The sequence below is a fragment of the Jeotgalibaca caeni genome (genome assembly GCF_028863945.1).
In the GTDB taxonomy this organism is placed as follows: domain Bacteria; phylum Bacillota; class Bacilli; order Lactobacillales; family Aerococcaceae; genus Jeotgalibaca; species Jeotgalibaca caeni.
Genome location: NZ_JARBEA010000005.1, coordinates 12379 through 26053, shown reverse-complemented (window position 1 = coordinate 26053; position 13675 = coordinate 12379). Strand labels below are relative to the sequence as shown.

Genomic DNA, 13675 nt, shown 5'->3' with positions numbered 1-13675 from the left:
GAGTATCATTTCGAAGAATTGCCAACAAATTGAAACCGTGATAGCAGAACAAGTGGAGGCAAGCGGGCGTTCACTTGAAGAGGTAACGTGTGTAGCAGTAACGAAGATGCGCTCTCTTGAAGAAGTGGCAGAACTGTATCAGCAAGGGTACCGCCACTTCGCAGAGAACCGTCCAGAAGGCTTGAAAGAAAAACAAGCAGCCTTTCCGCATTCTGATATTCACTGGCATTACATCGGCTCTCTGCAGACGCGCAAAGTAAAGCAAGTTATCAACGAGATTGCTTTCTTTCATGCGTTGGACCGGGAGTCCTTGGCAAAAGAAATCGAAAAAAGAGCAAATCATACCGTATCCTGCTTCGTACAGGTAAATGTCACAGGAGAGACCTCGAAACAAGGGGTTTCTCCTTGTGACTTAATGCCGTTTATTGAAAGCCTAGGCGCGTATTCGAAGATAAGCGTAGTCGGTTTAATGACAATGGCACCGATTGATGCGACAGAAGATGAATTACGGACTTGTTTTCAAACATTGAAGCAGCTGCAAACGAGCATAGCCAAACAACAATATCCACATGCACCGTGCTTGGAAACAAGTATGGGGATGAGTAATGATTATCCGATTGCGCTTCAAGAAGGGGCTACTTTTATACGGATTGGTTCTGCCTTTTTCGAATAATATACAGGTAAAGCGAGGGGAACGTGTGAGTATCAAAGATAGTGTTCGTAACTTTTTTGGACTGGATGAAGTACAACCAACTGACAGTGAATATTTAGAAGCGGATCCTGTGGTAGATAGGGAGCAAGTTCGGTCCGTGTCAAAAGCACAGACAAAGGTGATTCCGCTCAACCAACGGCATACCACACCCAAGACAAGCATTCATGTATTAGAGCCAAGAGTGTATCGTGAAGCAGAAAAAATCGCTGCGTACTTGTTGCAAAGCGAAGCAGTGTTAGTGAACTTTCGCAGAATGGAAGCTGATGAAGCGGCGAAAATTATCGATTTTCTCTCTGGAACCATTTATGCTATAAAAGGGGACTTGCAAAAGGTGGGCGACGATATCTTTTTATGCACACCGGCTGAAGTCACCATTTCTAATCTGCACACCTCTGAAAAAAGAGACGAGTATCTATATTAATTAGCATCCTGTTTGTTTTAGAAAGGAAAATAGAATGGTACAAATCCTTTTCTGGTTATTGCGAATTGTTCCCACCATCATCAACGCCTATTCCAGCTTGCTGGTAATCTATGCATTGATGACGTGGTTACCCAATGCAATGACTTCTCCACTCGGTCAGTTTATTGCCCGTTTGGTTGAACCCTACTTAAATGTATTCCGCCGTTTAATTCCATCGTTTGGAATGGTGAGCTTCAGTGTGTTGTTCGCCATCTTGTTCCTGCGATTGGTTGATTATGGTGCACAAGTCGTTTTAATATTTTTAATTCGTCTATTGGTTTAATGAATGGAAAGGAGATGAGTGAATGGAACAAGTTTATCAACACTTTCGTAAGGAAGAACAACCTTTTATCGACATGGTAGAATCTTGGGTGATACGTGTTCAAGAACAATACTCTCCTTATTTATCAGATTTTCTTGACCCGAGACAACAATATATTGTGGAAATGCTCGTTGGGAAAAAAGGCGAAGTACAAGTGGACTTCTTTGGCGGCTATGAAGCTGCAGAGCGGAAACGTGCTTTTCTTTATCCAGAGTATTTTCAGCCGAAGCAAGAAGATTATGAAATAAAGCTCTATGAAATACAATACCCAACGAAGTTTGCAGAACTATCCCATGGAAAGATTCTCGGTACCTTGATCGGTTCCGGAATGAAGCGGGAGATGTTCGGTGACATTATGACAAATGGGGAACAGTGGCAATTTTTTGTTGCTCATCATGTTCATAACTATATCGAATCACAACTTACCAAAATTGGAAAAGTGACGGTTCGGTTAGAAGAAAAGAGTTATACTGATTTAATTATGCCTACAGATGATTGGACCATCGAATCGGGAACTGTCAGTTCTTTGAGGGCGGACACCGTGATATCATCTGTCTATAATATATCTCGTCAGCGAGCGAAAGAATTAATCACGAGCGGCAAGGTAAAATTAAATTGGGCCCCTTTCGAAAGAGCAGATTTTGAACTTGGCCTGCTTGATATCCTCTCGATTCGAGGATATGGCCGAATCCAGCTCCGGGCGATTGAAGGGAAGTCGAAGAAAGACAAATGGCGGATTGAGTTTGGTGTTTTAAGAAAATAAAAATGTAAGTTGGAAGGAATGTGACGAAATGGCATTAACTCCCCTGGATATTCAACATAAGGAATTTGCAGTGCGAATGAAAGGCTATGACAAAGAGCAAGTAAATGATTTTCTAGATTTGTTGAAAAGAGATTTTGAACAATTAAATAGAGAACAGAAAGATCTGCAGAAACAGTTAGCTTTTGCAGAAGAAAAAATTGCCCATTTCCAAAACTTGCAAGATGCATTGAATAAATCCATCGTGGTAGCACAAGATGCAGCAGACCGTCTGCAAGCAAATGCTCGTAAAGAGGCAGAAATTATCTTGTTTGAAGCGGAAAAGAGTGCAGACAAGCTTTTACGAGAAGCAGCTGAAAAGGCAAACCGGATTAACCAAGAAACAGAAAACATCCGGAAAGAAAGTCGTAACTTCAGACAACGTTTGGAATTGATGGTTGAGTCTCAATTGAACTTGATTCACAACGATGAATGGAACCACTTGTTGAATGCTGCTCCGGAGAAAGAAATTCAGACTCCAACATTGGATGATGTGCTGATGAATCGTTCTCGCAAAGTGGAAGATTTACTTCCAAAAGAGGATCGGGACAAGAGTAACGTCGAAGGTAACAACAATGAAGAAAATGAAAATCAAATAGAAGCGGTTGATATTTCGCTTTAATTGAAGTAGAATCAAACATAACTTAGAATCAATGATTGGAACACCCTGCGATTATATACTAATAGCGAGTTGACGATTGGTGGAAGGTCAACAAGTCCCTATAATGAATGGATCATCCAGGAGAATCTTGCTGAAGGAAACGTAAGCAAGGTCGCTTGAACCGCGTTACAGGTTTCTAGAGGAAGCAATTTTATTTTTGATTGCTTTGAACTTGGGTGGTACCACGAAGACTTCGTCCCGAATACGGGAGGAGTCTTTTTTTTGTCCAACCGTTTAACTGAAAAATAAAATATTAATGGAGGAGAATCATTCATGAAAATGAAAGACACGTTACTTTTAGGGAAAACAGCTTTTCCCATGAAAGCAAATTTACCAGTTCGCGAACAAGAACGAGAAAAAGACTGGGAAGAAAAGCAGGTATATGAAAAAATACAAGAAAAAAATGCAGGAAAACCAACGTTTGTGCTGCATGATGGACCTCCTTACGCAAACGGTGCAGTCCACATGGGACATGCCCTGAATAAAGTCAGCAAGGACATCATCGTTCGTTCTAAATCAATGAGCGGGTTCCGTTCACCGTATGTCCCAGGCTGGGATACACATGGACTGCCTATTGAACAAGCTTTGACCAACACCGGTGTGAACCGCAAAGAAATGAGCTTAGCCGAGTTCCGTAAGATGTGTGAAGACTATGCATGGAAACAAATCGACAACCAACGTACCGTCTTCAAGCGTCTAGGAATTAACGGAGAGTGGAACAATCCTTACGTAACCTTGACACCAGATTACGAAGAAGCAGAAATCCGTGTGTTTGGTAAGATGGCTGAAAAAGGCTACATCTACAAGGGATTGAAACCAATTTATTGGTCTCCATCCAGTGAATCCTCATTGGCTGAAGCGGAAATTGAATATAAAGATGTGAAGTCACCATCCATCTACGTAGCATTTCCGGTTAAAGATGGTAAAGGAGTCGTTGACGCGGATGCATCTTTCGTTATTTGGACAACGACACCATGGACCTTGCCAGCTAACTTAGCAATCACTGTTCATCAAGACTTCAATTATGCTCTAGTAGAAGCAGACGGCAAGAAATTTGTTGTCGCAGCTGATTTATTAGAAACCGTTCAGCAAGCTATTGGTTGGGAATCAGTTACGGTACTACGCACATATAAAGGTGCTGATTTAGAGTACGTGACTGCACAACACCCATTCTATGACCGTGAATCCTTATTAATTCTAGGCGACCATGTAACGTTAGAAGCAGGTACCGGACTTGTTCATACAGCACCAGGACACGGGGACGATGACTATATCGTTGGGAGAAAATATGGCCTAGACGTATTGTCACCAGTCGATGACCGTGGTTGCTTTACAGAGGAAGCGCCAGGATTTGAAGGAGTTTTCTACGACAAGGCAAACAAATTAATTACTGAATTACTTGAAGAAAAGGGCGCATTACTGAAACTAGACTTCTTCGTCCATAGTTATCCGCATGACTGGCGTACGAAGAAACCTGTTATCTTCCGTGCAACTCCGCAATGGTTTGCTTCGATTGATCAATTCCGTCAAAATATTCTAGACGAGATTGATCAGGTAAATTGGCTTCACCCTTCCGGAAAAGTACGTTTGTATAACATGGTTCGTGACAGAGGCGATTGGGTTATTTCTCGTCAACGCGTGTGGGGTGTTCCATTGCCAATTTTCTACGCAGAAAATGGTGACCCGATTATTACGCCAGAAACAATCGATCATGTAGCAACCTTAATCGGCCAACATGGTTCCAATATTTGGTTTGAACGTGAAGCGAAAGATTTATTACCAGAAGGCTTTACTCATCCAGGCAGCCCGAATGGTGTATTCACGAAAGAAACAGATATTATGGACGTATGGTTCGATTCAGGGTCTTCCCATGAAGCCGTACTACGTCAACGTGACAATCTTGCTTTCCCAGCTGACATGTATTTGGAAGGTTCTGACCAATACCGTGGTTGGTTCAACTCCAGTTTAACAACCAGTGTAGCGATTAACGGCGTTGCTCCTTACAAGACGGTCCTTTCGCAAGGGTTTGTTTTAGACGGAGAAGGCCGTAAGATGAGTAAGTCACTCGGAAACACTGTTCTACCTGAGAAAGTAATCAAAAACATGGGTGCTGATATCATCCGCCTTTGGGTTTCCAGTGTGGACTATGAATCAGATGTAAGAATCAGTGATGACATCTTGAAACAAGTATCAGAAACCTACCGTAAGATTAGAAACACCATGCGTTTCTTGATTGGGAACACAGAAGACTTCAACCCAGCGACAAATCGCGTAGCAGCAGAAGATTTACGTTCTGTCGACAAGTACATGATGATTCGCTTGAATGAAGTGATTGATACATGTGTGAAAGCATACGAAGACTATCAATTCTCAACCATTTATCAAACCATCATGAACTTCTGTACGGTAGAGCTTTCTGCTTTCTACTTGAACTTCGCTAAAGACGTTGTTTATATTGAAAGTGAAAATGACCCAATCCGTCGTTCGATGCAAACGGTCTTCTACGATGCATTGGTGAGCTTGACTAAACTGTTAACGCCAATCATTCCGCATACAACAGAAGAAATCTGGGAATATGTGAAAGAAGAAGAAGAGTACGTACAGTTGACAGAATTGCCTGAAGCTGTATTCCCAAGCGACAAAGAGGAAGTACTCGCAAAATGGAATGCATTCTTAGATGTTCGTGACTACGTGTTGAAAGCACTAGAAGAAGCCCGTAACGAAAAAGTAATCGGAAAATCTTTTGAAGCACATCTTGATTTATTTGTATCCAAAGAAATCAAAGAATTATTTGAATCATTGGATGCTGACTTAGCTCAACTATTTATTGTTTCTCAATTAGAGATTCATGAAGAAGAGAGCGATTCTGCTGAAAAAGCAGGCATGCAATTCCCAGGAATCCGTATTGTTGTGGATCATGCACATGGAGAAACGTGTGAGAGATGTCGTGTGATTAAACCTGAAGTAGGTACAATCGTGGATGCTCCGACTCTATGTGAACGTTGTGCAACCATTGTACGCAATGAGTTTCCAGAAGCATTAGTAGGAAGCGAAGAATAAGGAAAAAGAGGAGACGAGATGACTCTCGCCTCCTCTTTTTATGTTTATGAACAGACTGTCACATAAAAACAAAGGAAATGAAAACGTTTGTATAAAAACTCTTGATTTTTATCGCAAACTTCATTATAATTTAGATAGTAATTTGAAAGTATAAATTTATAGTTTGTATGATTGGATTACCAGAATATAATTTGGAGGTACTGCAAAGTATGCAACAAGGTAACGTAAAATGGTTTAACAGTGAAAAAGGTTTTGGATTTATCGAAGTAGAAGGCGCAGATGACGTTTTCGTACACTTCTCAGCTATCCAAGGAGACGGCTTCAAAACATTAGAAGAAGGACAAGCAGTTGAATTCGACATCGTTGATGGAAACCGTGGACCTCAAGCAGCTAACGTTGTGAAACTATAATATCACTTTTCAACCAAAATTTAACAAGAGGTTGGGGCTTCGGTCCTAACCTCTTTTTTTGCGCAGTCAGTTTATTCAATAAAAAAAGCGACCGAGTATTAAATACTCAGTCGCTCATTTGTGTTATTTGCTTAACCACGTTTGCCCATATTGCGGAGCAGTAAGGATGCAATGAAGATTAACACCAGTGCTCCAACTAAAGCTGGAACGATGTAAAATCCACCAATGTTAGGGCCCCATTCTCCAAGTAAAGCTGTACCGATCCAAGATCCTAGGAAACCAGCAATAATATTACCAATAATACCTCCTGGTACATCTCTACCCATAATAGCTCCTGCGATGGCACCTAATACTCCACCAACAATCAATGTCCAAATTAATCCCATTTCTTTCTCCTCCTTTTAACTCTATATTGATTTATAATGAAGTCAATAATTCTTATTGACTATACCCATATTATAATCTATTAAGGCTGGTTATCAAAATGAAAAGCCTTAGTCAGTGGGCAAAAAAAGTAACAACGTTGTTTTAACAACAGAAAGAACACCGATGCAACGGCTTGTCGCATCGGTGTAAGTGGTTTATTGATTGAGATTGTTTTCTTCTTTTTGAAGAGCGAGAAGGTGGTCACGCAGCTCCAGTTCCATATTGGATAGCTCTCGTTCGGCTTCTCTTCGTTTGGAACGTCCTTCTTGTTGGATCTTCAATGTCTCTTGTAAAGTTTCTACTAAGTCTTGTTGGGTCTTCTCTAGTGTTTCCAAATCAATCACGCCTCGCTCATTTTCCTTCGCTGTTTCAATCGCGGAAATCTTCAGCATTTCGGAATTCTTCAACATCAAATCATTGGTTGTTTGCGAAACTTGACGTTGTGCGGTAACCGCATCTTTTTGGCGCAGCAATGTCATAGCAATGGCCACTTGGTTTTTCCATAATGGAATAGCCGTATGGATGGAAGCTTGGATTTTCTCTGCTAGTGCTTGGTTCGTATTTTGAATCAGGCGAATTTGTGGTGCTTGTTGGATGGTCATTTGACGTGCTAAGCGCAAGTCATGTGTCCGCTTTTCTAAACGATCCAGGAATTGGTTCAAGTCATTCACAATTTGAACATCCATCTGACTTCCAGATTGTTCTGCCTTTTCGATTGCTTCAGGGATGGTCTTGGTACGGAGGGTATCAGCTTTCACTTCACCTGCGGCAATATAAATATTCAAAGCATGGAAGTAGTCTTCATTTTTCTTATATAGTTGTTCCAGCATAATATTATCATTCAGGAGACCATTCTTTTCGCGGTCTAGTTTAACGGCAATTTTATCAATTTGCGCGCCGATTTGTTGATACTGGGCGGTCATTTCATAAACGCTTTGTTTGATGCGGCCGAACATCTTACGGAAGATGTTATTGTCTTCAGCACGTAAATCAGCTGGATTCGCTTCATTCAACTTAAACATCAATTCATTCAATACATCGCCAATTTCTCCCGTATCCTGGTTCTGCACATGGTCTAACATAGAGTGGGAGAAATCACCTAACTGCTTTTGTGCAGCAGCACCATACGTAATAATGGCTTGCATATTTTTCTCATCAATTTGTTCTGCTAAGGAATACGCTTGTTTCCGTCGATCTTCTGGTAATTTTTCAATTAGTCGATCGAGTTTAGGTTGATCGGCCAGCTCATTTGGGCTTTCTTTTGCTACAGTGGGGCTGGCACTTGGGTCAGCAAAGGGATTCGCTAATAATTCTTCTAGTTCTACGTTTACGTCTTTGACCGGTTCTTGTTCTTTCGATTGATCCAATGAAATCACTCCTATATTTCATTCTCTGAGGGTTCGAGGACGGTTTTATTTTCTCCATTATGGCTGTTAATGACATGGTTGGCAAGTTCAATCTCCACATCCATATTGTCTATATCATTCGCCATAAATGCAAGATAATCGTCTTTGATTAAAATACACATATCATCAATGGTTTCTGCACACTTATCGAGTGCTTGATACGTTTCTTTTGATTTCGCAACGTGCTGATCGATTTCTAAATACTGTTCGGTCAATTCTTTCAAGTTTGGCAGATGTGTATAGAGAAATTTGTTTACTTCATGCAAACGTTGTGGTTGTTCCACGATGTGGCGGAAGAAATCTTTTAAGATGGCAATGGTATTGTTACGCGTAATGATTGCCTTTAATTTATTCCGTTGTTTCGAATTGGCCTCTACTGCATAAATTTGTTCTCTTGCAGTATGCATGGTGGAGCGGAACAAATTCATTTCTTCTTTCGTCAATCCCATTTCACGGTAAAAGGCTTCTTTCTCCGGGCTAACGCGTGTCAAGTTGTTGGAACGTGGATCTTTTCGTTTCTTACCATTTGTTCTTCTCCTTTGATTTGTAGTGCGTGAGAATAAAAACGACCCAAGGATCAGTGTAAGAACCAATGAGCTGATTGCATCGAAATCAAAGATGAAGAAGAGCACAGCCAGACTGATTAAACAGGTTACATTTGAGAATGTAAAAATCGTTATCGCTTTGATTGTTTTTAGCATGGGTCTTCCTCCTTCAAAACTTTTTCTGTTATCATTATTTTATCATACAATACGCTTAAACACCTATCGGTCAAAAGGATGATTTTCCTTTGCCAAAAGACTGATTTTAGTCAGAGTCATTGTATTCTGGAAAAGAAATGAGGTATCATGGTAGAAACAAGCGCAGAACGAACGAGAAAAGGGGAGATGCGTGTAATGGAATTTGAAGAAAAAACCTTAACAACCGAAGTCATTTTTGATGGCGTATTGGTTCATTTAGAAAGAGAAGAAGTCGAGCTGCCAAATGGTAAAACAGCGATTCGGGAAATCATCCGTCATCCAGGTGCGGTAGCGATTATTCCGTTCACAAAAGATGGCGAAATGATTCTCGTACGCCAGTTTCGTAAACCATTGGACCGGACAATCGTTGAAATTCCGGCTGGGAAATTAGACGCCGAAGATGCGGACGGCCTAACAGCAGCGAAAAGAGAGCTAGAGGAAGAGACACACTATCAAGCGGAAAGTTGGGAAGAATTAGTCACTATGTACCCAACACCTGCTTATTTGGATGAAAAATTCACGATTTATGTAGCGGAAGGGTTAACAGAAGTAGCAGAACCGTTGGCAGGCGATGATGACGAATTTGTGGAAGTACTGACTTGTACATACGAGGAAGCCATGGCGTTGCAACAAAGCGGTGAAATTTGTGATGCAAAAACCTTGTACGCAATGTTATACTGGAAAAACCGTTTAGCGGAGAAGGAATAGATATGGATAACGAAAAAAAAGAACCACTGATTACACGAACAACGTACCAACAACAAAAGCAAGAAGCACAACCGAAGAAGTCCTCCCGCCTCAGTGAAAAAGAACGCGGAAGAAGATTGGACCTTTTTTATACGTGGGCCATTATCGGTGTCGCCGTTGCGATTGTGTTAGTATTTGTTTTAGCGTTTTTAATTTAGGGCAAAAGGGGTATAACGGAAGATGATTGGAATTATTGGAGCCATGGAGCAGGAAACAAGAAGCTTACTGGCAAATATGGAAGACGTAGTGCGCGAATCCGTACATCATTTAGAATACATTAGCGGAACCATTTCTGGGCAAAAAGTGGTGCTGACTCAATCTGGCATTGGAAAGGTCAATTCAGCCCTAGCGACTGCCTTCATGATTGACCGGTATCAACCCGAACTGGTTATTAATACAGGATCTGCTGGCGGATTGAAAGCTGGTCTCAAAATGGGCGACGTTTTAGTAGCTCATACCGTAGCCTATCATGACGTGGATGCAACAGCATTTGGCTACAAAAAAGGCCAAGTGCCGCAAATGCCTGCTGTTTATGAGAGTGAAGCATCAGCCGTAAAAGAAATTCAACAAGCGATTGAGGCAGTTGGTTTGACGCCACGAGAAGGCTTGATTGTATCGAGTGACTCGTTCATTGCCGATCCGGAAGCGGTCAAACAAATTATTGTTGACTTCCCAGAAGCAGGAGCTACCGAAATGGAAGGGGCATCCATTGCTCAAGCTTGTCACGTACTAGGTGTACCTTTTGTAGTTGTTCGGGCCATCTCTGATTCAGCAGACGAAGAAGCATCTATTTCTTTTGACGAATTCATTGAAGTTGCAGGAAAAAACTCAGCAGAAATGGTCATGGCATTTTTAGCAAATAAAAAATAGATTGATTAAAAGAAAGCTGGAGCATTTAGTCGCTCCAGCTTTTTTGTTGCGAAGAAATACAACGGAGTTCGGCGAAGTAGAAGCCTTTTTTGTTTCCCACTTAGTCGAACTAGGGTTAGTTCGGCAAAGTAGAGGTTCTTTTTATGTCCTACTTGTTCGAACTAGGTCAAGTTCGGCGAAGTGGAGTCTGTTTTTTTCCGCTACTTGACCGAACTAGAAAGAGCCCATCCCTACCTCACTTTCATAAAATGTTCACAAATTCGGCTTATTTTAGTTCATATAGCTGTAGATATTGATTGTAATCTTTCGGTGTATCGAGTAAAATAAACGCAAAGCTAATTGAGAATCATTCTCAATTATAATGATTCTAAGGTAGCGAGGGAAGGAGTGGGGGCTTGAGGAAAATCTTCGGCATCAGTTTGTGTGTGCTTGTGATATTTTTGTCATTACACATCGGATCCACTCCGCTTTCCTGGAAAAATATTTGGAGCGGGGAAGGGAACGATTTATTCATATTATGGTCGGCGCGAATTCCGCGGACGATTACGGTTCTTCTAGCAGGAGCTGGACTGTCTTTAGCTGGTTTAGTGATGCAGACGCTTACACAGAACCGCTTTGCAGCGCCGGATACAATCGGCACGGTAGAGTCAGCGAAGTTAGGAATGTTGGTTGCAATGATTGTACTTCCCAATTTAAGTGTCGTTGGTGAGATGATGTTTACGTTCTTGTTCGCTTCATTAGGTACCTTATTATTCTTGTTCGTCAGCAGCAAATTTCCGATGAAGAACCAGATGCTGATCCCTTTATTAGGGGTGATGTATGGCAATATTATTGGTGGATTCGGTAATTTTTTAGCATATCGCTATGATGTATTACAAAATATGTCGGCATGGTTGCAAGGAAACTTTTCGTTAGTGATTGAAGGACAGTACGAGTGGATCTATCTCACGTTCTTCTTAATCATCGGCCTTTATTTCTTTGCTGATTATTTAACCGTAGCACGTTTTGGGAAAGAGGCTGCTCAATCGTTAGGGCTGCCGTTTGAATGGGTGATGGCCATCGGAACGGTTCTTGTTTCGATCACGGTTTCCGTTATCTTAATTGTCGCTGGGAATCTCCCTTTTCTAGGGGTCATTATTCCCAACCTTATTGCGATGAGGTATGGTGATTATTTACGTTCCACCCATCAGAAAATTGCCTTCACTGGAGCGATGTTCCTGCTCGTCTGTGACCTCCTTAGTCGCACACTGATTCGTCCTTATGAAATTCCGGTCGAATTAATTTTAGGAATCGTTGCCGGAACGATTTTCTTGGTGATGTTGTTTAGGCGGGTGAAAGCTCATGAATAAGACAAAACGTCTGCTGGTTTCCCTTTTTCTGTTCAGCCTCCTGATTGCAGCATTTTTTATTGGCTGGGGGAGCGGTCTTTCCAACTTTTTTGTTTTTGGACTCCGTATCAAAAAAGTAATTATTTTTATTTTAGTTAGCTTGAGTAGCTCGTTTGCGACTGTGGCATTCCAAGCGGTTGTGAATAATCGATTTCTTACACCGAGCATCTTAGGGATTGAATCGTATTACCGCTTCTTGCAAACGCTCTTGATTTTTTTTGGTGGATCGCTTCTGACAGCAACTCTTTCACCCGCTTGGCAGTTTTTGTTGGTAACGGGACTCATGGTTGGAAGTTATCTTCTGTTCAGCCGTTTTTCTTGGCAGAATATCAGTTTTGATTTACATACCGTTCTCCTAATTGGATTGGTTATCAGCATGCTCTTCAATAGCGTTACAACCTTCTTCCAAGTATTAATGGATCCCAATGAATACGATCAATTACAAATGAGACTGTTTCCCACTTTTCAAAATGTATCAAATCAGGTTCTGTTGATTGCAATTATTTTGTCGGTACCGATTCTATGGTCATTGTGGCGGAAGACAAAAATAATTGAAGTCCTCGCAATGGGACCCGAGCAAGCGATCAATTTGGGCTTGGATACAAATAAAGAAGTGAAGAAAGTATTCTTGCAAGTGATTGTTTTGTCAGCTATTCCAGCTACTTTAGTTGGACCGATGATCTTTTTAGGATTTACCACTGCAAATGTAGCGTATTTGTTATTTCAAACGTATCGAATGAATCTTCTGTTCCTGTCGTCAAGCGTCATTGGTTTCTTAGCTTTGTTAATAGGGCAGTTTATCGTGGAGCATGTGTTCCATTTACAAACGAATACGAGTATCGTAATTGAATGGTTGGGCGGCATATTGTTTTTTGTCTTGTTATGGAGAGAAAGGAAAAAACTATGAAAGTTGCAAATGTAACAAAATCAGCTTCCAATACAGAAATTCTGAAAAATATATCATTTGGTTTGGAAAAAGGGAAAGTTACGGCGATTATCGGGCCGAATGGAGCGGGAAAGAGTACGCTGCTTTCTTTAATGAGCCGGTTGTTGCAGAAGGACAATGGCACGATTACTATCAAAGGAAAAGAAATCAATCGCTGGAAAACGAATGAGTTAGCCAAAGAACTTTCGATTTTGAAACAACAAAATACCTTTCAAGTAAAGATGACCGTTCGAGAACTTCTTTCTTTTGGCCGCTTCCCTTATTCAAAAGGGAGGCTCACTGAAGCGGACTACTTGATGATTGAAACCGTATTGGGATATTTGGACATGGTGCCTTATGGGGATCGCTACCTGGACACTCTTTCTGGTGGGCAACTTCAGCGGGCAGCGATTGGAATGATTTTAGTTCAAGATACCGAGTACATCTTGCTGGATGAACCACTGAATAACTTAGATTTGAAACAGAGCATCATTGCGATGCAGACCATTCGTAAGATGGCAGAGGAATTAGGGAAAACCGTTCTAATTGTCATCCATGATGTAAACTTTGCGGCGGCTTATGCAGATTCCATTATCGCCTTGAAAGATGGCGAAATTTGCCGTGCAGGTTCTGTGGACGAAGTGATTTGTACACAAGTATTAGAAGAAGTGTATGGAATTGAGATGGAAGTTCAAACGATAAGAGGGAAAAAATGTTGTTTGTATCACACAATTTGATGAATAGGGTAG

The 13675-nt window shown here is 41.2% G+C and carries 16 protein-coding genes and 1 other annotated feature; of the genes, 13 read left to right on the top strand and 3 right to left on the bottom strand.

What is annotated here, in order from left to right:
- The first annotated feature begins 4 nt into the window (after positions 1 to 4).
- The 7 genes from PVE40_RS01755 to cspD all read left to right on the top strand — a co-directional run bounded on the left by PVE40_RS01755 (position 5) and on the right by cspD (position 6424).
- Positions 5 to 673, top strand: coding sequence for a YggS family pyridoxal phosphate-dependent enzyme (locus PVE40_RS01755; RefSeq protein ID WP_420828505.1), 669 nt, complete (start codon positions 5 to 7; stop codon positions 671 to 673).
- A gap of 25 nt (positions 674 to 698) precedes the next feature.
- Positions 699 to 1133, top strand: a complete 435-nt coding sequence (locus PVE40_RS01750; protein ID WP_274730145.1) for a cell division protein SepF — start codon at positions 699 to 701, stop codon at positions 1131 to 1133.
- A gap of 34 nt (positions 1134 to 1167) precedes the next feature.
- Complete coding sequence (locus PVE40_RS01745; protein WP_274730144.1) at positions 1168 to 1455, top strand: YggT family protein; 288 nt, start codon at positions 1168 to 1170, stop codon at positions 1453 to 1455.
- A gap of 22 nt (positions 1456 to 1477) precedes the next feature.
- Positions 1478 to 2257, top strand: a complete 780-nt coding sequence (locus tag PVE40_RS01740; protein ID WP_274730143.1) for a YlmH family RNA-binding protein — start codon at positions 1478 to 1480, stop codon at positions 2255 to 2257.
- A gap of 28 nt (positions 2258 to 2285) precedes the next feature.
- Positions 2286 to 2915 carry a DivIVA domain-containing protein gene (locus PVE40_RS01735; RefSeq protein ID WP_274730142.1) on the top strand — a complete coding sequence of 210 codons (630 nt, stop codon included), beginning with the start codon at positions 2286 to 2288 and terminating at the stop codon, positions 2913 to 2915.
- Between the two features lie 22 nt (positions 2916 to 2937).
- Positions 2938 to 3158, top strand: a binding site (T-box leader).
- Positions 3159 to 3227: 69 nt separating this feature from the next.
- Entirely contained in the window at positions 3228 to 6014 is a 2787-nt protein-coding gene (gene ileS / locus PVE40_RS01730) for an isoleucine--tRNA ligase (RefSeq protein ID WP_274730141.1), read from the top strand.
- Between the two features lie 209 nt (positions 6015 to 6223).
- Positions 6224 to 6424, top strand: a complete 201-nt coding sequence (cspD, locus tag PVE40_RS01725) for a cold-shock protein CspD (RefSeq protein WP_274730140.1) — start codon at positions 6224 to 6226, stop codon at positions 6422 to 6424.
- A gap of 131 nt (positions 6425 to 6555) precedes the next feature.
- Here cspD and PVE40_RS01720 read toward each other — a convergent pair whose 3' ends face one another.
- The 3 genes from PVE40_RS01720 to PVE40_RS01710 all read right to left on the bottom strand — a co-directional run bounded on the left by PVE40_RS01720 (position 6556) and on the right by PVE40_RS01710 (position 8957).
- Positions 6556 to 6810 carry a GlsB/YeaQ/YmgE family stress response membrane protein gene (locus PVE40_RS01720; RefSeq protein WP_274730139.1) on the bottom strand — a complete coding sequence of 85 codons (255 nt, stop codon included), beginning with the start codon at positions 6808 to 6810 and terminating at the stop codon, positions 6556 to 6558.
- Between the two features lie 195 nt (positions 6811 to 7005).
- The gene (locus tag PVE40_RS01715) at positions 7006 to 8217 is read right to left on the bottom strand and encodes a toxic anion resistance protein (protein ID WP_274730138.1); all 1212 of its coding nucleotides are present in this window, start codon (positions 8215 to 8217) and stop codon (positions 7006 to 7008) included.
- Between the two features lie 11 nt (positions 8218 to 8228).
- Entirely contained in the window at positions 8229 to 8957 is a 729-nt protein-coding gene (locus PVE40_RS01710; RefSeq protein ID WP_274730137.1) for a 5-bromo-4-chloroindolyl phosphate hydrolysis family protein, read from the bottom strand.
- A gap of 147 nt (positions 8958 to 9104) precedes the next feature.
- Between PVE40_RS01710 and PVE40_RS01705 the strand changes: the two genes are divergently transcribed.
- The 6 genes from PVE40_RS01705 (at position 9105) to PVE40_RS01680 (ending at position 13663) form a co-directional block, all read left to right on the top strand.
- Positions 9105 to 9704 carry an NUDIX domain-containing protein gene (locus PVE40_RS01705; protein WP_274730136.1) on the top strand — a complete coding sequence of 200 codons (600 nt, stop codon included), beginning with the start codon at positions 9105 to 9107 and terminating at the stop codon, positions 9702 to 9704.
- A gap of 2 nt (positions 9705 to 9706) precedes the next feature.
- Positions 9707 to 9901: a hypothetical protein gene (locus PVE40_RS01700; RefSeq protein ID WP_274730135.1), complete on the top strand. Its 195-nt coding sequence runs from the start codon at positions 9707 to 9709 to the stop codon at positions 9899 to 9901.
- A 22-nt stretch (positions 9902 to 9923) separates the two neighbouring features.
- Positions 9924 to 10613, top strand: coding sequence for a 5'-methylthioadenosine/adenosylhomocysteine nucleosidase (locus tag PVE40_RS01695; RefSeq protein ID WP_274730134.1), 690 nt, complete (start codon positions 9924 to 9926; stop codon positions 10611 to 10613).
- Positions 10614 to 11008: 395 nt separating this feature from the next.
- Positions 11009 to 11962: an ABC transporter permease gene (locus PVE40_RS01690; protein WP_274730133.1), complete on the top strand. Its 954-nt coding sequence runs from the start codon at positions 11009 to 11011 to the stop codon at positions 11960 to 11962.
- Positions 11955 to 12908, top strand: a complete 954-nt coding sequence (locus PVE40_RS01685) for an iron chelate uptake ABC transporter family permease subunit (protein WP_274730132.1) — start codon at positions 11955 to 11957, stop codon at positions 12906 to 12908. Before PVE40_RS01690 ends, PVE40_RS01685 begins: the two co-directional genes overlap by 8 nt.
- The gene (locus PVE40_RS01680) at positions 12905 to 13663 is read left to right on the top strand and encodes an iron ABC transporter ATP-binding protein (protein ID WP_274730131.1); all 759 of its coding nucleotides are present in this window, start codon (positions 12905 to 12907) and stop codon (positions 13661 to 13663) included. The genes PVE40_RS01685 and PVE40_RS01680 overlap by 4 nt, the downstream gene beginning before the upstream one ends.
- The last annotated feature ends 12 nt before the right edge of the window (positions 13664 to 13675 follow it).